Raw genomic sequence first — 19,029 nt, forward strand, 5'->3', positions numbered from 1 at the left:
CCTGGCGCGCGTGGCAGCCAGTGGGCGGCGTCTCAGTGCCAGCGCACGCCGAAGGCGACGTTGTCGCGGCCCTGCTGCTTGATGCGGTACATCGCCTGGTCGGCGGCGTTGAGCAGGGTGTCGAAGCTCTCGCCGTGGATCGGGCACAACGCCACGCCGATACTGCAGGAAATCGTCTGCACGCCGGCGGCAGTCGGGATCGGCCGGCCGATCGCCTCGAGGATCTTGCGCGCCGCGGCTTCGGCGTCCTGCGGGGCAGCCAGGTCGCGCATCAGCACGATGAACTCGTCGCCGCCGTAGCGGGCCACGGTGTCGTAGGCGCGGGTCGAGTCGAGCATGCGCTCGGCGATGCGGGCCAGCACCTGGTCGCCGACCTCATGGCCGAAGCGGTCGTTGATCGCCTTGAAGTGGTCGAGGTCGACCACCATCAGGGCGAACGGCGTGTGTTCGCGCTGCCAGTACGACAGCGCCTCGGCGAAGCGATCGGCCAGCAGATGGCGGTTGGGCAGCCCGGTGAGCGGGTCGTGGGTCGCCAGGTAGGCCGACTCCTCGTGCTCGCGCTCGGAGCGCTCGACGGCGCGCAGGTGGCGCACCAGCGTGGTCGGCAGCAGCACCAGGATGCCAGCGAGGATTGCCAGGATGATCAAGGTGTCGCCGGTCAGCACGTCGCCCAGGCGCAACTGGCGCTCGAACAGCAGGGTGGTGGGTTGCGACTGGCTGGCCAGGTCGACGCGAGTGCGCAGCCGCGGCAGCAGGCGATCGAGCGGGCGCGCCGGCTCCGGCTCGCGGGCGAACAGCTGCTCGCCGACGTGGCTGCCGCCGCGCTGCAGCGCGACGATGCTCAGATGCGGGTCCTGCTCGAGGGGGCGTACGGCGTCGAACAGCGCATCGGTGCGCATCAGCAGCAGCGCCAGCATGTTGCTGCCGAACAGGTTGGGGCCGGCTTCGGGCATCGCCCGCGGCGGGCGGTTGACCGCCTGCATCAGGATGTAGGCCCGGCCGCCTTCGTAGAGGTCGAACACCGGCGTGGCCACCGGTTCGTTGCTGCCGACGGCCAGCGGCAAGGTGCGCGACAGGTGCCCGACGGTCTCCAGGCGCACGCCATAGATATCGCTCGCCTCCGGCAGCAGCGGGTACATGAACAGCAGGGGCCAGGTTTCCTTCGCCGCCAGCCGCGGTTCTGCCGGCTGGCCGGTCAGCTGGGTGAAGTCCTTGAGCACGAAGTCGGGGCGCCAGTTGTGGCGCAGGTGCTGCATGAGCACCGATTCCTCGCGGTGCGGGACGCTGCGCGCCACCTCGAGCATGTAGACCTGCGGATAGGCCGCCACGACCGCGGCGGCGTAGCGGGTCGCGGCGTCCTCGTCGCTCTGCTCGACCGCCTGGAGAAAGGCCGAGAAGCCGGCCAGGATCGCCTCGTTGGTGTCCAGCCGGTTGCCGACCGCCGCCGAGAGCGTCTGCACCTGCTGGTCGAAGCGCGCCTGCCAGCGGTGGATTTCCGAGCGCACCAGCAACTGCGCGGAAAACCCGGTCAACAGCAGCGACAACGCGATGAAGCCGGTGAAGTTACCCCGGCGGCTGGTCAGTTTCATCTACTACATCTCCCGGCGCACTGCGGACAGTTCGCATGCCGGCCCTGCCGAGCTCTGATTGTAAGTGTGGTCGGCGCAGCGTGCGCCGAGTCGCGCTTCCGTGCGCGACTGTGAGCCCGACGTCTGGTGCGGATCGAGAGGCTGAGGAGAAAGCTAGCAAAAGGCTATTAAGGCTGCCATCGCGGCGGCAATAAATCGGCGACAGAAAGTTGCCGGCCCTGGCCGGCAAGCGCTTATCAGCGCGCCGGGGTGATCCGCCAGACGATGTTGGCCAGGTCGTCGGCGACGATCAGCGCGCCGCGCGGGTCGACCGTCACGCCCACCGGGCGGCCGCGGGTCTTGCCGTCCGCGCTGCGAAAGCCGGTGACGAAATCCAGCGGCTGCCCCGTCGGTCGGCCGTCCTCGAACGGCACGAAGACCACCTTGTAGCCGGCCGGATCCTTGCGGTTCCAGCTGCCGTGCTCGCCGATGAACACGCCGTCGGCATAGGCCTCGCCCAGTGCGCCTTCGGCGAAGTCGAGGCCGAGTGCGGCGACGTGGGCGCCGAGGGCGTAGTCCGGGGTGAGGGCCGTGTCGACCAGCTCGGGCTTCTGCGGCCTGACCCGGTCGTCGACGTTCTGGCCCCAGTAGCTGTACGGCCAGCCATAGAAGCCGCCTTCCTGCACCGCGGTGAGGTAGTCGGGTACCAGGTTCTCGCCCAGTTCGTCGCGCTCGTTGACCACCGCCCACAGTTGTCCGGAGTCGGGCTGGATCGCCAGTGCCGTCGGGTTGCGCAGGCCGGTGGCGTAGGGCTTGTGGGCACCGGTCTCGGCATCGACCTGCCAGACCATGGCGCGGTCGACTTCGGCCGCCATGCCGCGTTCGGTGATGTTGCTGTTCGAGCCGATGCCGACGTACAGGTGGCGGCCATCGGGGCTGACCGCCAGGGCCTTGGTCCAGTGGTGGTTGATCTCCGCCGGCAGGTCGGTGACCTTGGTCGGCGGGCCGCTGGCCTGGGTCTGGCCCTCCTGGTAGTCGAAGCGCAGCAGGGCGTCCTGGTTGGCGACGTACAGCCGGTCTTCATGCAAGGCCAGGCCGTAGGGGGCGTTGAGGTCTTCGGCGAACAGGCTGCGGGTCTCGTACTCGCCATCCCCGTCGGCGTCGCGCAGCAGGGTCAGGCGATCGCCGCCCTCGACCGCGGTGACGCCCTTGGCCTTGATGTAGCCGGCGATGACGTCCTTTGGCTTGAGGGCCGGTGCGCTGCTGCCGCGTCCCTCGGCGACCAGGATGTCGCCGTTGGGCAGCACCAGGGTCTGCCGTGGAATCTTCAGTTCGCGTGCAATGGCACGGACGCGGTAGCCCTCCGGCACCGTCGGCACGGCGTCGCCCCAGGGCGAGGGCGCGGCGATTTCCATGCTCGGCAGCAGGCCGCGCTCGGGCTCGGGCAGCACGGGCTTGGCGCCGTACAGGCGCTCGGCCTCCGGCTCGCCGTCGCAGGCAGCCAGCAGTGAGGCGACGATCAGGGCGGGAAGGGCGGCGGCGCGGTTCATGCTTCACCTCCCGCGCGCAGGCCGGACAGGCCGACCCAGCTTGCCGCGCCGGCCAGCAGCGTCACCAGCGCCGACAGCAGCAGGCCCTGGGGCATGGTCGCCCAGGCGTCCTTGGCGTGCTCCAGGGCGGCGATGAAGCCGAGCAGCCAGGTCGCCGCCAGCAGCAGGAGATAGACCAGCGGACGCCCGGTCTTTATGCGCGCGCGCGCCAGGTTGACCAGCGCAAAGAGCATGGCCAGGCCGCCGAACAGCAGCCCGCCGGCGATCAGCCAGGCCGCGAAGTTGCTCCACTGGACGTGGTAGCTGCGCAGGTAGGCGAGGTCGCTGAGCAGGGCGCCGAGGAACAGCGGCACGGTCCCGCCCAGCAGGGTCGCATGCAGCGGGCCGGGCACATGGCGCGAAACGCTGTGGGTGGTCTCGGTGGTGCGGTGGGTGATGACAGTCACGGGGCGCTCCTTGAGTTTGCGATCCGGCCAGGTCGGGGCGTGCTGGCTGTGCTTCTAGGAGGGATCGCCGGGCCCGGCCGTTAGTTCACCCCACTGGCGCCAGTGGCTGCGCCGAGCGCCTGCTCCAGACGCGTTGCGCCGGCTTCGGGTAGCATCTGGCGTCTTTTTTTCGAGGGGCGGGCGATGGAGCTGCGCGGCACGCTGGCAAGCTGGAACGATGGCAAGGGATTTGGCTTCATCCGCCCGGAACGCGGTGGCGAGGCCGTCTTCGTGCACGCCTCGGCGATGCACGGCGAGCGCCGCCCGCAGGTCGGCGATCGGGTCCGCTACGTGCCGGGGCGCGACGGCCAGGGCCGTCCGCGCGCCGAGCACATGCGCCTGGACGGACCGCCGACGCTGGACCGGCCCGAGATCCGCCAGCGCCCGGCAGCCCCGGCGACCACCCGGCCGGCGCGTGTCAAGGGTGCCCGACGCCGCGCCAGTGGGCCGTTGCAGCAGTTGCCGGCCAAGCTCCTGGTTTTCGCCGCGCTGTGCCTGCTGCCGCTGGCGGGGAGTCTCAAGCTCGGTTCGGCGTTGCCGCTGCTGCTCTACGTCGGTGCCAGCCTGGTGAGCCTGTTGCTCTACTGGCACGACAAGCGCAGCGCCATGCACGGCCAGTGGCGCACGCCGGAGTCGACGCTGCACCTGTCCGAGCTGCTCGGCGGCTGGCCGGGGGCGCTGCTGGCGCAGCAGCTGTTCCGCCACAAGACGCGCAAGCCCGGCTACCAGGTGCTGTTCTGGCTGATCGTGGTGGTGCACCAGGCGTTCTGGATCGACCTGCTGTTCATCGGCAGCACGCTGACCCGCGAGCGCTGGGACTGGCTGCTGCAGCTGCTCTGAGGCCGAAACGAAACAGCCCGGCGCAGGGCCGGGCCGTCGGTACGGGTGGTGCTCAGGCCTTCTTGACGAACTCGGACTTGAGCTTCATGGCGCCGATGCCGTCGATCTTGCAATCGATGTCGTGGTCGCCATCGACCAGGCGGATGTTCTTCACCTTGGTGCCGACCTTGACCACCAGCGACGAGCCCTTGACCTTGAGGTCCTTGATCACGGTGACGGTGTCGCCGTCCTGCAGCGGGTTGCCGACCGAATCGCGAATCAGCTTCTCGCCTTCGGCGCGCCGGCGGCAGCCTCGCCGGGCGACCACTCGTGGGCGCACTCGGGGCAGACCAGCAGCGGGCCGTCCTCATAGGTGTAGGGGCTGTTGCAGTTCGGGCAGGGCGGCAGGGTGCTCACGGGCGTTACCTTCGATGTTGCGAAAAGGCGCGCATTGTATAGGGTTTTGCCCCCTGCCGGGTGCTTCAGGCCAGCGCTGGCTCCGCTTCGCCTTCGGCGCGCAGGGCCTGGTAGCGCTGCTCCAGCTCGCGACGGATCTCGCGGCGCTGGTAGGCCTGGGCGAAGCGGCGCTTCTGCTCGGGAGTCACCGGGTTGAGCGGCGGCACCGACACCGGCTTGCCGTCCTCGCCGAGGGCGACCATGGTGAAGAAGCAGCTGTTGGTATGGCGGACCGTCTTGCGGCGGATGTCCTCGGTGATGACCTTGATGCCGATCTCCATCGAGGTGGTGCCGGTGTAGTTGACCGAGGCGAGGAAGGTCACCAGCTCGCCGACGTGCACCGGCTGGCGGAAGATCACCTGGTCCACCGAGAGGGTGACCACGTACTGGCCGGCGTAGCGGCTGGCGCAGGCATAGGCGACTTCGTCGAGGTACTTCAGCAGGGTGCCCCCGTGGACGTTCCCGGAAAAGTTGGCCTTGTCCGGGGTCATCAGTACGGTCATGGTCAGTTCGGCATGTCCATCGAGCGGCATGGGGTCGGGGCTCCTGCGGTGAAAGGGGCTGCTACTTTAGTCGAATATTCACCGCATGTATCGCCTTTTCTGGATGTTTCGTTCATCCAATCCGGCGGCCGTCAATGCGACAGAGGCGCGCAGGGGCAAGTGGCGCCGACATGGTCGAAGGTGAACTGCATCACGGAAAGCGGGCGGTGGCCCCCAGGCGGGACATTTCGTTGACCTGCGCCGGTATCCGCCGCGGCGACGCTTCCTATAGTCGCGCGCCGATACCGACCATAGCTCAGGGACCGAACCATGCGAATCCTCGTCATTGCACTGCTCGGCTGTCTCTCGGCCCTGGCCCAGGCCGACCAGGACCTGGCCCGGCGCTTCACCCAGGTGATGGGCGACGAAGCCAGTCGCCAGCAGGCCTATGCCGCCGGCCAGGAGCGTGCGGTGTTCTGCACCTACTGCCACGGCGAGACCGGCAACAGCAAGCGCCCGCACATCCCCAACCTGGCCGGGCAGAACCCGCTGTACCTGTTCAACGCGTTCGAGAAGTTCGCCGGCGGCCAGCGCATCGACTTCGTCATGTCCAAGCTGGCGAAGAACCTGACCCAGGACGACCGCGTCAACATCGCCGTCTATTTCAGCCAGCAGCAGGTCAGCCCGGTGGCCGCGCCGGTCAGCGAGGGGCTGCGCAGCCGCGGCCAGACGCTGTTCCAGAACACCTGCACCGGCTGCCACGGCCAGCATGCCGAGGGCATGGAGAACACCCCGCGCCTGGCCGGGCAGCCCGACGAGTACCTGCGCAAGGCGTTGAACCGCTTCCGCACCAACGACCCCAGCCGCGCCGGCTCGGTGATGATGGGCATCGCCGCGAAGCTGTCCGAGCAGGATGTCAACGCGGTGGCCGCCTACCTGTCGCGACTGTCGCTCGACGCCGCCGACGAGCAGGCGCGCATCGCCCGGGTCATGAGCGCGGTCGCTCAGTAACGCTCGACCCGCGCCGGGGTACGCCGCAGCAGCACCTTGCCGCCGCGGATCGACACCCGCGCCTGCCCCTGGCTGCGCAGCAGCTCGTAGTCGTCCGGCGCCGAGAGCACCAGCAGGTTCGCCGGACGCCCCACCACCAGCCCGTAGCCCTCGCCGAGGTTCAGCGTGCGTGCGCTGTGGTCAGTGACCAGGTCCAGGCAGCGCGCCAGGTCCTGGTAGCCGAGCATGTGGCAGATGTGCAGCCCGGCCTCGAGGATGCGCAGGATGTTGCCGTTGCCCAGTGGGTACCAGGGATCGACGATCGAATCCTGGCCAAAGCAGACGTTCAGCCCGGCGCGGTCCAGCTCGGCCACGCGGGTCAGGCCACGGCGCTTGGGGTAGGTGTCGAAGCGGCCCTGCAGGTGGATGCTCTCGGTCGGGCAGGAGACGAAGTTGATGCCACTCAGCTTCAGCAGACGGAACAGCTTGGAGCAGTAGGCGTTGTCGTAGGAGCCCATCGCCGTGGTGTGGCTGGCGGTGACCCGCTCGCCCATCTCGCGTACCCGCGCCTCTTCGGCGAGCACCTCGAGAAAGCGCGACTGCGGGTCGTCGGTCTCGTCGCAGTGCACGTCCACCAGGCAGCCGCTGCGCTCGGCCAGGTCCATGAGGAACCTGATCGAGCTGACGCCCTGCTCGCGGGTGTTCTCGAAGTGCGGGATGCCGCCGACCACGTCGGCGCCCATGGCGATCGCCTCGGCCATCAGCTCGCGGCCGCCCTTGAACGACTCGATACCCTCCTGCGGAAAGGCGACGATCTGCAGGTCGATCAGGTGACGGGTTTCCTCGCGCACCTCGAGCATGGACTTGAGCGCCGACAGCGTCGGGTCGGTGACGTCGACATGGGTGCGCACGTGCTGGATGCCGTGCTCGACCAGCATGTCGATGGTCTTTTTCGCCCGCGCCTTGGTGTCATCAAAGGTGACCAGCGCCTTGCGCTCGCTCCAGCGCTCGATGCCCTCGAACAGCGTGCCGCTCATGTTCCAGGCCGGCTCGCCGGCGGTCAGGCTGGCGTCGAGGTGAATGTGCGGCTCGACGAAGGGTGGCACCACCAGGTTGCTGGCGGCGTCGATGTCGCCGGGGCCGGCCTCGGCCGGCGCCTGCTGCGGCGCGATGGCAGCGATGCGCTCGCCGGCCAGTTCGATGCGGTACAGGCCTTCGCGGCCACGCAGGCGGGCATTGACGATGTTCATCGAGCGTTCCTCCAGGCGATCCGGGCACGGCGTCGGCGTGCGACGCCGACCTGGCAGCAGCATACATCCCCGGCGGCGTTCGGCCGATGGGCGCCGCTCAGTAACTCTTGTACGGCAGGAACTTACCCGAGAGCACCACGTTCACCCGGTCGCCCCGGGGGTCGTGCTCGCGCTGGATGTCCATGGAGAAATCGATGGCGCTCATGATGCCGTCGCCGAACTCCTCGTGGATCAGTTCCTTGATGGTGCTGCCGTAGACGTTGACCAGCTCGTACCAGCGATAGATCAGCGGGTCAGTGGGCACGGCGCTGGGCAGTGACCCCTTATGGGGCACGATCTGCAGCCAGGCGACCGCCTCGTCGGGCAGTTCGAAGAGCCGGCCGAGGGCTTCGGCCTGGGGCTTGTCGAAGGCCATCTGGCCCAGACAGCCGGCGGTGGTCCACTCCTTCGACTTGCCGATGGCCTCGGCGGCCTGCGTCCATTTCAGGCGCTTGCGCACCTTGGCGGCGATGATCATCGCGGTCACCTGTTCGCGGCTGGTAATCATGGCAATACCTCTCTGGCTGGGATGGCGGGGCCGCAGGGCGCGGCGCTCGCAGCAGGAGGTTGCAGGGGGCGTGCCAGTCAGTCGTATTCGGCCGGCTCGTGCTCGCCGAGCAGGCGCCGCTGGCGCGGTGTGGCGGCGGCCAGCACCGCCGGGTTGAAGCTGAAGTGGAGGTAGGGCGAGAACTTCTGCGCGACCATTCGCCGACCGTAGTGCACCTGCAGCAGGTAGCGACTGCGGTTGGCCGTGCGGTTGCGGCTGCCGGCGTGCCAGAGGTCGCTGCGAAAGAACAGCACGTCGCCGGCACGGCACAGCACCGGCTCGGCCTCGCGGCCGTGCCACTGCGTTTCGCCCGGGCGCGGCTTGCGCCCGGCGCGGTGGCTGCCGGGGATCACCAGGGTCGGGCAGAGGTCGGCGTCGATGTCGTCCAGGTACAGGTGCGCGGTGCAGACCTGCATCGGCAGCTCGAAGGCCGGGTCGGCCAGCAGGCTTTCCGGCAGCTCCATGACCAGGTAGTCGGCATGCAGCTCGCCGCCGACGAAGCCCGGGCGGCTGCGCCAGGCGGTCTGGCCGATGACGTGGCAGTCGCTGCCCAGTGCCGCCTCGGCCAGCTCGATCACCCCGGGCAGGTCAAGAAAGGCCAGCCAGAACGGCTCGCGGTTGAACACGCACTTGTAGTGGTCGTCGACCATGCCCTGGTAGTCCAGGCCGACCGGCGTCAGCCGGTCGATCGCCGCGCGCAGCCCGGCAACCTGCGCCGGGGCGAGTACAGCGGGCAGCAGGACGAAACCCTGATGGTGCAGGGCGGCGAGGCGTTGGCGGGTCCGGCTGTCCATCGGCAGGGTCTCCCGGTGGCTGGCTACCCGTTCAGCCTAGTCCGGTTGCGCTGGCCGCTCAGGCATGGCCGAGATACCAGCGCCAGTCCTGCTCACCGACTTCGCCCATGAACTGCGCGTATTCGGCCTGCTTGATCGCCAGGTAGACGCGGTGGAAATCGCCGCCGAGCGCCTCGCGCGCCCAGGCGGAGTGCTCGAGATCGCCCAGCGCCTGGCGCCAGTCGCAGCCGAGCCGCTGGCCTGCCTGCGCATAACCGTTGCCGCTGACCGGCGCGCCGGGCTCGAGGCCGAGCGTGAGGCCGCGGAGCATGCCGTGCAGCACCAGCGCCGCGGCCAGGTAGGGGTTGGCATCGGCGCCGCAGATGCGGTGCTCGATATGCCGGCTGGCCGCCGGTCCACCGGGCACGCGCAGCGACACGGTTCGGTTGTTGATGCCCCAGTTGCGTGCCAGCGGGGCATAGCTGTTGGCCTGGAAGCGCCGGTAGGAGTTGGCGTTCGGGCAGAACAGCGCCAGGCCGTCGGCCAGGCTGTCGAGCAGCCCGGCAATCGACTGGCGCAGCAGCGTCGCCGCGCCGTCGCCGTCGCCATCGCCGCGCTCCAGCGCCTCGACCTCGCAGGCGAACAGGTTGCGGCCCTCTGCGTCGGCCAGGCTGGCGTGCAGGTGCAGGCCGCTGCCGGCCAGCTCGGCGAAGGGCTTGGCCATGAAGCAGGCCTTGAGCCCGTGGCTGAGCGCGACGCCGCGTACCAGGCGCTTGTAGCGCACCGCCTCGTCCATTGCCTGCAGCGCATCGTGGCGGTGCTGCAGGGTGATCTCCAGTTGCCCCGGTGCGTACTCGGAAATCGCCGTGCGCACCGGCAGGCCCCCGGCTTCGCAGGCGCGGTAGAGGTCGTCGAGAAAGGCGTCGAGGCGTTCCAGTTCGAGCACGCCATAGACCTGCGGCGCCTGCGGCCGCTCGCCGTTGGCGAATGCGGCCGGCTGCGGGCGGCCTGCCGCATCGCACTCGGCATCGAGCAGGTAGAACTCCAGCTCCGCGGCCATCACCGGCTGGTAGCCGGCGGCCTGCAGCCGCTCGATGGCGCGCGCCAGCACGTGGCGCGGGTCGGCCACCGTTGCCGGCAGGCCGCGCGCCGGGTGCATCGACACCTGCACCTGGGCGGTGGCCGGCCGGCGCCAGGTCTGCAGCTGCAGGCTGCCGGGCAGCGGGAAGGCCCAGCAGTCGGCGTCGGCGACGTCCCAGACCAGGCCGGTGGCGTCGACATCCTCGCCGCGGATGGTCAGGCCGAGGATGCTGCTCGGCAGCGGGCGGCCATCGATGTAGATCGCACGCAGCTCGTCGCGGTGCAGGAGCTTGCCGCGCGGCACGCCGCAGGGGTCGATGATGAACAGTTCGATGCGTTGCACGTCCGGGTGGGCGGCGAGGAAGGCATCGGCTTCCGCGAGGTCGGCGAAGCGCATGGAGGAATCCTTGTCTGGCATGGTGGTGCGCGCGGCGCACCCTACATTGGGCGGGTCGGGAATCAACCGCGCCCGGGTGCGATGCCCGAAGGATAGAGCGCCATGCTCAGACCTCCCGCGCACCCGGCAGTGCCAGCAGTTCGCCGAGCCCGGCGTCGAGGGTGGCGAGCAGCCGGTCGACGTCCTCGGGACGGGTGTCCGGGCAGCACAGCGTCATGTTGTGGAACGGCGTGATGAGGATGCCGCGGTTGATCAGGTACAGGTGCAGGGCCATCTGCAGGCTGTCGTGGAAGGCCGCTTCGGCCTCGGCGCCGTTCTTCGGCGCGCTGGGGCAGAACTGGAATTCGCAGCGTGCGCCCAGCTCGCTGACCGACCAGGCCAGGCCATGCCGCGCGATCACCTCGCGCAGCCCCGCGGCCAGCCGGGCGGCAAGCGCCAGCATGTGCGCGTAGGCTTCGGCGGTCATCACCTGTTCGAGGTTGGCGCGCATGCAGTGCATCGCCAGGGCGTTGGCCGAGAGCGTGGTACCCATGCCGCTGTGGCCATGGCCGTGGCTCATTTCGCTGGCATGCTGGCGGGCGATCTGCATGGCCTGCGCCATCGCCGCGCTGCAGCCGTAGACCGATGCCGGCACGCCGCCGGCCACGGGTTTGCCGAGGGTGAGGAAGTCCGGCTCGAGGTGCCAGGCGCGGGTGCAGCCGCCAGGGCCGGTGGAGATGGTGTGGGTCTCGTCGATGATCAGCAGGGTACCGTGGCGACGGGTCAGCGCGCGGACCTGCTCGAGGTAGCCAGGCTCGGGCAGCACCATGCCGATATTGGTCATCGCCGGCTCCAGCAGCAGCGCGGCGACGTCGCCCGGCGCCAGCGCGGCCTCGAGCGCGGCGAGATCGTTGAACGGCACCGCGCGGCAGGTCTTGGCCAGGTTGCGCGCCTGGCCGATCAGCCCGGCGCGGTGCACGGTCAGGCCTTCGCGGTAGCGCACCAGGGTGTCGTCGACGGTGCCGTGGTAGCAGCCGTCGATCACCAGCAGCATCTTGCGCCCGGTGATGGCGCGCGCCCAGCGGATGACGAAGCGGTTGGCATCGGTGGCGGTGGTCGCCACCTGCCAGTAGGGCAGGCCGAAGCGCTCGGCCAAGAGCTCGCCGCAGACCACCGCATCCTCGCCCGGCAGCATGGTGGTCAGCCCGCGCCCGGCCTGCTCGGCCAGGGCCGCGGCAATCGGTGCTGGCGAGTGGCCGAACATGCTGCCGGTATCGCCGAGGCAGAAGTCCACGTACTCGTGCCCGTCGACATCGCGAAAGCGCGCGCCCTGGGCGCTCTCGACGAACAGTGGCACCGGCGTCGACCAGTCGCTCATCCAGTGCATGGGCACGCCGGCGAACAGCGAATGGCGGGCACGTCCGGCCAGCGCGACCGAGCGCGGGTTGGCGGCCAGGAAGCGCTCGCGCTCGCGCCGGGTGAAGAGGGTGACCGCCTGTTCGCCGATGCCGCTGGAGCTCATGATTGAACGCCTCGTAAAATTTTTCGCACATCTTTGAGGCGCCGAGGCGGCAAAGTCAATCGCTGTTTGCACGCCCGCGGCATGCGGCTCTGCGCCTGCATCGGCCGGCCCGGTCAGCCCCCTGCGCCAACGATTTTCAGCCCGCTCTGCCCGTTGCCCTGGCGCTGTACCTGAATCTGCACCGGGATGCGTTCGTGCATCTCGGCGACGTGGCTGATCACCGCCACCTTGCGACCCTGGGCCTGCAGCGAATCCAGCGCGTCCATGGCGATCTGCAGCGACTCGGGGTCGAGGCTGCCGAAGCCTTCGTCGATGAACAGCGATTCGATCCTGAGCTTGCTCGAGGCCATCGAGGCCAGGCCCAGTGCCAGGGCCAGCGAGACGAGAAAGGTCTCGCCGCCGGACAGGGAATGCACCGAGCGCAGCTCGTCGCCCATCTCGGTATCCATCACCAAGAGGCCCAGCGGACTGCCGCCGCGCTTGAGCCGATAACGGCGGGCCAGCTGACGCAGCTGCACGTTGGCGTGCTGCACCAGCAGGTCGAGGTTGTAGGCCTGGGCGATCTTGCGGAAGGCGCCGCCGTCGCTCGAGCCGATCAGCGCGGCGATGCGCCCCCAGCGCTGCATTTCGGCGCGCGCCTCGTCGATCTGCGCCAGCAGCGCCTGGCTCTGGCTACGACGCTTGTCGTCGTCGAGCAGCGCGGCGCGGGTTTCGGCACAGCGCTGCTCGGCCTGTTCGCACTGCTGCAGTTGCTCGGCATGGCGCTGCTGCAGCAGTTCGGTATCCGGCGTTTCGGCCTGCTGCTGTTTGTGCACGTTCAGGCGATTAAGGCAGCCGTCGAGGCGTTCGCGGCAGCGGGTCAGGGTTTCGGCGTTCTGCTGCAGGCGCTGGCGCGCCTCGGCCAGCAGCGCCTCGTCCATCTGCAGCAACTGGGCGAGGGTGGCGTCGTCCAGCGCCGGATGGGCGCTGCGCCAGGCGGCGAGTTCGACTTGCAGCACGTCGCGCTCCTGCTGCAGTTCGGCGTGGCGCTGGCGGCAGTTCTGTTGCTCGCTGTGCAGGCGCGTCAGGCCAAGCTTGCTCTCGTTGAGCTGCCGATCGATCCCGGCCTGGGTTTGCCGCGCAGCCTGGATGGTCGCGTCCAGCTGCTGTTGCCAGGCGCTGGCGCTGGTCTGTTCGCCAAGGCTGGTACGCAGCGCCTGCTGGCAGGCCAGCAGCAGTTTCTCGCGCTCGGTCAGTCGTGCGCTGCAGCTTGCCTGTTTCTCCTGGCGATGGCGCTGCTGCAGCTGTTCGTCGCTGCGGCGCTGCTCGCACTGGCGCAGCTCCTCGGCCAGCTCGGCTTGCGCCTGCAGCTGCTGCAGGCGCGTGGCGATGCTGGCGTCCAGCTGCATAAAGGTCTGTGCCGGATCTTCGCGCCAGCGCTGCAGTTGTTCGGTGGGCAGCAGTTCGGCAAAGGCCGCCAGCTCCTCGTCGAGCTGCTGGCTGTCGCGGGCCAGAGCATCGCGCTGGCGCGCGAGCCGTTGAGTCGCCTCGACACAGGCCTCGCGCGCGGCCTGCCAGGCCTGCTGCAGGGTTTCGCTGCGCTGTTGCAGGGCGAGCAGTTGCTGCTGACGCTGGCTGGCGCTGGTGATCTGGCCTTTGAGTGTCGTCAGCTGCGCTTGCAGCCATTGCGAACGCTCGGCTTCCGGCTGCTCAAGCAATCGCGAGTGTGCGGGCAGGGCTAGCAGGCGCGGTGCCAGGGCCTGCAGCTGCACCTCGACTTCGCCCTGGCGTTGCTGCGTCTGGCGCAACTGCGTGCTGAGCGCCACATGGCGATCGCGCAGCTCCTGCAGGCGCTGGTCCTGTTGCTGTAACGCCTGCTGCGCGCGCGCGGCCTCGCTGTCGTCGTGCCGAGCAAGGCTGGCAACCAGCGCATCGGTCTGCTGCCAGGGATGTTCATCGCTGCCGCAGACCGGGCAGGGCTCGCCGGGCACTAGTGCCGCGCGCAACGCCTCGACATTCTCGCTGCGCGCCAGACGCTGGCGCTCGAGCACGGCGAGGGTGACCGTGAGCGCCTGCTCGGCGGCATCTCGATCGATGCGGACCTGTTTGCCCAGCGGTACCAGGCTGTCCAGTTCGGCCTGCTGTTCGGTGGCGGCGTCCAACAGTTCGCGCCGGCTGGCTTCGAGCGCACGCTGCTGCGACCAGAGCTCGCGCAGGGCCTCGGTTTCGCGCTCGGCCTGGCGCCAGTCGTCGAGCTGTCGATGCAGTCGGGCCAGCTGTTCGGCCAGCCCGACGTCGCTGTCGCGCTCGCGTTGCAGGTCGTCCAGCGCCTCGCGGGCCACATTCTGCTGGGTTTCGGCAGCCTGGGCCTGCGCTTCCAGCGCGGGGAGCTCGCGCTGGCCTTGCTGCAAGCGTGCCGCCAGCTGGACGGCCTGTTGCAGACGCGGACGGTAACCGTCCCATGCCGCACAGAGTGGTTGCAGGGCTGCACTCGTTTCGAGTGGCTGTGCCAGCGCCGCGAGCTGTTCGGCGGTGCGCTGTTGCTGCTGCTCGAGCTGTTTGAGCGTTGCCTCGCCGGCGCTGGCCGCGGCATCGGCCTGGATGCTTTCTTCGCGGATCAAGGCGAGGTCGGCGTTCAAATGCTGCAGGCGTTCTTCTTCACGGCGCGCCTGGACGAGCCGCGGCTCGGCGTCCTGGCGCGCCTGTTCGGCCGAACGCAGTTGCCCGCTGGCGGCGCTGCATTGGCTCTGCAGCTCGGCCAGGCGCTGCTGCACGGCCTGTTCCTCATGCTGCAGGCGCGCCAGGCTGTCGGCGGCCTTGTCCAGCAGCGGGCCGAGATCCTGCAGGCGCAGGAAGCGATGGCGTTGCGGCGCCAGTTGCTCGAACAGGTCGAGGATGCGCCGGGCCTCGGCGAGGTTTTCACGCTCGTCTTCGGCACCCTGCAGTTGCTGCTGAGCGGCATCGCGCTCGGCTTGCAGCCGCTCCAGTTCGGCCAGCCATTGCCGCTGGGCTTCGAGCGCCTTGAGCTGCTGTTGCAGCGCTTTCAGCGCATCGAGCTGCGCCTGGTGTTCCTTCTCCAGACCCTCGCGCTGCTCCGGCTCCAGTGGCTGCAGGCCGCCGGCCTGCTGCTCCAGGCGGGCGAGGCCTTCCTTCGCCTGCTTGGCGGCCTCGAAGGCGGCCTGGCCGAGGCGGCTGTAGAGGCCGGTATCGGTGAGCTTTTCCAGGAGAGTGCCGCGCTCGTTGTCGTCGGCCTTGAGGAAGGCGGCGAACTCGCTCTGCGCCAGCAGCACGGCGCGGGTGAACTGGGCCAGGGTCAGCCCCAGGCGGGCTTCGAGCAGCTCCCTGAACTCGCGTTTCTTGCCGCTGGCCAGCAGCGTGCCGCTGTCGAGATCCGTAAGGCTCTGGCTGCTGGCCTGCAGGCGGCCGTCGATCCTCTCGCGGGCGCGCTTGACCTCCCAGCGTGCGCGGTAGCGGTGGCCGTCGACACCGACGAAATCCACCTCGGCGTAGCCACTGCCGCAGCCACGGCGCAGCAGGTTGCGCTCGTCGCCACCGCCGATCTCGGCATCCACCTCGGGCACCTTGTTCAGTGGCGACACGCCGTCCAGCCGCGGCGTGCTGCCGAACAGCGCCAGGCACAGGGCGTCGAGAATGGTGCTCTTGCCGGCGCCGGTAGGCCCGGTGATGGCGAACAGCCCGGCGCTGGCCAGGGGTTCCGCGCTGAAGTCGATGACCTGCTCGCCGGCCAGCGAGGCCAGGTTCTTCAGGCGGATGGCGAGGATTCTCATTGGTCATCTTCCTCATGGGCGAACTCGACCCGTTGCAGCAGCGTGGCGAAATCGTCCAGCGCCTGTTCATCCGCCGGGTTGCCGTACTGTTCTTCCCAGGCGCGGGCGAACAGTTCCTGCGGGCTGATCTGGTCGAGGCCGAGCAGCACTTCCGATTCCGTCTCGCCGCGTTTGCCGGCGTATTCGCTGGCGATGCGCACCAGTCGGCAGGCCTTGCCGGTTATCGCGCTTTCGATGCGCTGGCGCAGGTCCGGCAGCGGTTCGTCGAGCAGTACGCGTACCTCCAGCCAGGGCAGATGTTCGTCGAACAGGCCGGTGGGCGGCAGCGCCTCCAGCGCGGCGATAACCTCGGTCAGCGGCGCACGGCCGATGCGGATCATCTCCACCGCGCGCGGTACCGCCAGGCTGTCGACCTGTTTCAGGGCCTCGCCATCGAGCTCGACCAGCAGCACCTGATGCGGGTAATTGATCTCGGTGAAGGACAGCGGCAGCGGCGAGCCGCTGTAGCGGATGCGCGCCTGCCCGGCGACCTGCTGCGGCTTGTGCAGGTGGCCGAGGGCGACGTAGGCGACGGACTCGGGAAACAGGCTGGCCGGCAGGGCCTCGGCATTGCCAATAACGATATTGCGCTCGGACTCCTCCGACACCGCGCCGCCGGCCATGTGCGCATGGCTCATGGCAACCAGTGCCTGGCCGGGCTGGCGTGCGGATTCGGCGGCGGCGATGAGGCGTTCATGCACCTGGCGAATGCCGGCCATGTAGTCGTCGCCCAGCGTCATTCCGGTGACCTCGGCCGGGCGCAGGAAGGGCAGGGTGAGGCACCAGGCGGCGGTGTTGCCAGCGGCGTCGTGCAGCGGCACCAGCAGCCGCTGGTGGTCGAGCTGGCCCTCGGCGACCCAGCTGATGCGGCCAACGGCATGGGCATTGAGGCGCTTCATCAGCGGCGCCGGCAGCTCGATGCGCCCGCCCGAGTCGTGGTTGCCGGCGATCATCACGATGTCCAGCTGCGGGAGCTTTTCGTGGGCGCGGACGATGAAGTCGTAGAGGCGTTCCTGGGCCTTGAGTGGCGGGTTGACCGTGTCGAACACGTCGCCGGCGATCAGCAGGGCGTCGGCGCGGTGGGCTACCAGCTGGTCGAGCAGCCAGGCGAGGAACTGCGCGTGTTCGTGGTCGCGGTCCTGGCCGTGGAGGGTCTGGCCGAGGTGCCAGTCGGAGGTGTGGATCAGGCGCATGGGCTCAGGCTCATTGTCTGCGGGCGCCGCGGCGTACCGCTGGCGAGGGATGTGCTGCGGGTGGTTGCGTCGGTCGCCGCATCCATGTGGCTCACCTGCGCAACGATTTCACTCACCCTCCTGGGGAAGCGGGTGTTGCCTGCTAGGCCGTGCATGGAAAAGCGAAAGGCAAATCCAACAAACAAAGCGAGGCGAAGCGAAGCCAGCCGCTGTTCCGTCAGGCAACTCGGACTCTCTTCCCCTTCAGGAGGCCGAACGCAGGCGTTGCGTAGGGGGGCGCGAGGCATGGACGCCGAGCGAGGAACGAAGGGGCAGGGACGCCCCTTCGTGACGTACCCCCGGAGCGGCGCCGGAGTGAGGGAAGTCTGGGCGCGCAGCGGCCAGACCCGGATGTCGGGGTCGCCTTCTCTTTGGTTACTTTCTCTTGGCGAGACAAGAGAAAGTGACGCGCCGTGCAAGGCGCAACCTATAGGCAGGGCCGAGAAACGCGCCGCGTCTAACCCAAGCGGGAGTGCCACCCCCGGTGGAAAACGCTGCGCGGTTTTCCACCCTACGGTTTCCTCCGCGAGCGGAAAAAGTAGGTCGGCGTTCAGCGCGCAGGTGGTACGTCGGGCCGGGGAAAGCCTGGCGTGCCGATAGTGGGCTCCGTGCCCGGTCTCTTCGCGGTCAAGACCGCTCCCACTCGGGGGCAGCAGCCTTTCGCGGTCAAGACCGCTCCCACTCGGGGGCAGCGGCCTTTCGCGGTCAAGACCGCTCCCATTCGGGGGCAGCGGCCTTTCGCGGTCAAGACCGCTCCCACTCGGGGGCAGCGGCCTTTCGCGGTCAAGACCGCACCCACTCGGGGGCAGAGGCCTGTCGCGGTCAAGACCGCTCCCACTCGGGGGCAGCGGCCTTTCGCGGTCGAGACCGCTCCTACATGGAGGCAGCGGCCCTTCACGGTCACGACCACCCTCACTAACCCTCACGAGTACAACCACCCCTTCAACGCCTGCAGATTCCCCACCTGCAGCTGCTGCGCCGCCGCATTGGCCTGCACGGTGTTCGGGTCGATGCCGAAGCGTTGCAGCACGTACTGCACCAGTGCGCCACGGGTCTCCACCGGCAGGTGGCCGTCGAGCATGCCGAAATCCGCCTCGATGATCGCCTTCTGTGCCGGGCTCAGCCGCGCATCCGGCTCGATCAGCACCGTCACCGGCGTGTTCCACGCCGCATCCTGCTCGCGGGTGTGTTCGCTTTCGTCCATCAGGTCCGGCTCGCCGCGGAAGCGGCTGAGCACGAAGTCGCGGTACGCGCGGTTCTTCTCGCAGTAGGCCCGCACATGCCAGCGCATGCCGGTGAAGACCAGCGTGTGCGGCGCCATCACGCGGATCTCCACCTCCGGGTTGGCCAGCGAGACGTACTCGCTCTCCAGCCGCAGCCCCTCGCGGCAAGCCTGCAGGATCGGCCGCAGCACCTCGGGGCGGATGCTGCGGTCCGGCACCTGCAGCACTTCCGTATGTGCATAGGCCAGCGCCAGGCCCTCGATGTGCGGGGCGCGCACGCGGTTCTGGTCGAGCAGGTGCAGGTAGGCGCTGGCGCTGCCGTCGATGAACAGCGGGCGGAAGGTCTTGCTCGGCTTGTAGCCCTTCAGGTGGCGGTCATATGTCAGGTTTTTCGGCGCATGTTCGTTCAGGTAGGTGTTGATGTCCTTCGACGCCTGCTGGCGGCTGATGCCGAAGCTCTGCATCAGGTGGCCGGTGGTCAGGCGGCCTTCCCACCAGGCGACCGTCTCGATCAGGCGGTAGCGAAGGGCGAGGTCCCAGCGGATGTGGCTGATCGACTGTTTGCGTTTCATGCGCAACCTGCTCCAAAAGCTTACATGCCCCTGTAGGCATGCTCGACGTGTCGTCGGACGCTACATATATTCCAGGGGTCTTTCAAGCCGATGGATGCCGAGGAGGGTATGCCCATGCTGCTGCAGGCTCTGGTGGTTTCGACGCTGGCAGTGCTGGCGATGGTGTTGCTGGCCTGGCTCGCCTATGGCGAGCCCCGGCATTGATGCGGGCGGCGGCGGGCCAATGTGACAGCAGGACGAATCCGCCCTGCTTCCCGAT

General features: G+C 68.8%; 14 protein-coding genes and 1 pseudogene. 2 read left to right on the forward strand and 13 right to left on the reverse strand.

What is annotated here, in order from left to right:
* Positions 1 to 32 precede the first annotated feature (32 nt).
* From L3N39_RS17910 to L3N39_RS17920, 3 genes are all read right to left on the reverse strand, one after another.
* Positions 33 to 1,589 carry a GGDEF domain-containing protein gene (locus L3N39_RS17910; protein ID WP_237258775.1) on the reverse strand — a complete coding sequence of 519 codons (1,557 nt, stop codon included), beginning with the start codon at positions 1,587 to 1,589 and terminating at the stop codon, positions 33 to 35.
* 236 nt (positions 1,590 to 1,825) lie between these two features.
* Complete coding sequence (locus L3N39_RS17915) at positions 1,826 to 3,118, reverse strand: PQQ-dependent sugar dehydrogenase (RefSeq protein ID WP_237258776.1); 1,293 nt, start codon at positions 3,116 to 3,118, stop codon at positions 1,826 to 1,828.
* Positions 3,115 to 3,564, reverse strand: a complete 450-nt coding sequence (locus tag L3N39_RS17920) for a DUF2231 domain-containing protein (RefSeq protein WP_237258777.1) — start codon at positions 3,562 to 3,564, stop codon at positions 3,115 to 3,117. Before L3N39_RS17920 ends, L3N39_RS17915 begins: the two co-directional genes overlap by 4 nt.
* A gap of 183 nt (positions 3,565 to 3,747) precedes the next feature.
* On the opposite strand from L3N39_RS17920, the gene L3N39_RS17925 reads away from it, so the two are divergent.
* Positions 3,748 to 4,443 carry a DUF1294 domain-containing protein gene (locus L3N39_RS17925; protein WP_237258778.1) on the forward strand — a complete coding sequence of 232 codons (696 nt, stop codon included), beginning with the start codon at positions 3,748 to 3,750 and terminating at the stop codon, positions 4,441 to 4,443.
* Positions 4,444 to 4,495: 52 nt separating this feature from the next.
* Here L3N39_RS17925 and L3N39_RS17930 read toward each other — a convergent pair.
* A pseudogene (locus L3N39_RS17930) lies at positions 4,496 to 4,839 on the reverse strand (zinc ribbon domain-containing protein YjdM).
* 65 nt (positions 4,840 to 4,904) lie between these two features.
* Positions 4,905 to 5,411: an acyl-CoA thioesterase gene (locus L3N39_RS17935; RefSeq protein ID WP_237258779.1), complete on the reverse strand. Its 507-nt coding sequence runs from the start codon at positions 5,409 to 5,411 to the stop codon at positions 4,905 to 4,907.
* A gap of 279 nt (positions 5,412 to 5,690) precedes the next feature.
* On the opposite strand from L3N39_RS17935, the gene L3N39_RS17940 reads away from it, so the two are divergent.
* A complete protein-coding gene (locus tag L3N39_RS17940; RefSeq protein ID WP_237258780.1) occupies positions 5,691 to 6,371 on the forward strand; it encodes a c-type cytochrome in 681 nt (226 codons plus the stop codon).
* Here the strand turns inward: L3N39_RS17940 and codA are convergent.
* From codA to L3N39_RS17980, 8 genes are all read right to left on the reverse strand, one after another.
* Positions 6,365 to 7,600: a cytosine deaminase gene (gene codA, locus L3N39_RS17945; protein WP_237258781.1), complete on the reverse strand. Its 1,236-nt coding sequence runs from the start codon at positions 7,598 to 7,600 to the stop codon at positions 6,365 to 6,367. The two genes, L3N39_RS17940 and codA, sit on opposite strands and share 7 nt — an antisense overlap.
* 97 nt (positions 7,601 to 7,697) lie before the next feature.
* Positions 7,698 to 8,147, reverse strand: coding sequence for a cyanase (gene cynS / locus L3N39_RS17950; RefSeq protein WP_237258782.1), 450 nt, complete (start codon positions 8,145 to 8,147; stop codon positions 7,698 to 7,700).
* Between the two features lie 77 nt (positions 8,148 to 8,224).
* Entirely contained in the window at positions 8,225 to 8,980 is a 756-nt protein-coding gene (locus tag L3N39_RS17955; protein ID WP_237258783.1) for a phytanoyl-CoA dioxygenase family protein, read from the reverse strand.
* 58 nt (positions 8,981 to 9,038) lie between these two features.
* Positions 9,039 to 10,436, reverse strand: coding sequence for a glutamine synthetase family protein (locus tag L3N39_RS17960; RefSeq protein ID WP_237258784.1), 1,398 nt, complete (start codon positions 10,434 to 10,436; stop codon positions 9,039 to 9,041).
* A gap of 106 nt (positions 10,437 to 10,542) precedes the next feature.
* Positions 10,543 to 11,937, reverse strand: coding sequence for an aspartate aminotransferase family protein (locus L3N39_RS17965; RefSeq protein ID WP_237258785.1), 1,395 nt, complete (start codon positions 11,935 to 11,937; stop codon positions 10,543 to 10,545).
* 113 nt (positions 11,938 to 12,050) lie between these two features.
* A complete protein-coding gene (locus tag L3N39_RS17970) occupies positions 12,051 to 15,704 on the reverse strand; it encodes an AAA family ATPase (RefSeq protein ID WP_237258786.1) in 3,654 nt (1,217 codons plus the stop codon).
* Positions 15,701 to 16,936: an exonuclease SbcCD subunit D C-terminal domain-containing protein gene (locus L3N39_RS17975; protein ID WP_237258787.1), complete on the reverse strand. Its 1,236-nt coding sequence runs from the start codon at positions 16,934 to 16,936 to the stop codon at positions 15,701 to 15,703. The genes L3N39_RS17970 and L3N39_RS17975 overlap by 4 nt, the downstream gene beginning before the upstream one ends.
* A 961-nt stretch (positions 16,937 to 17,897) precedes the next feature.
* Positions 17,898 to 18,770 (reverse strand): WYL domain-containing protein, encoded by an 873-nt coding sequence (locus tag L3N39_RS17980; protein WP_237258788.1) that lies wholly within the window; start codon positions 18,768 to 18,770, stop codon positions 17,898 to 17,900.
* Positions 18,771 to 19,029: the final 259 nt, after the last annotated feature.

It is taken from the genome of Pseudomonas oligotrophica, from assembly GCF_021726475.1.
Taxonomy (GTDB): domain Bacteria; phylum Pseudomonadota; class Gammaproteobacteria; order Pseudomonadales; family Pseudomonadaceae; genus Stutzerimonas; species Stutzerimonas oligotrophica.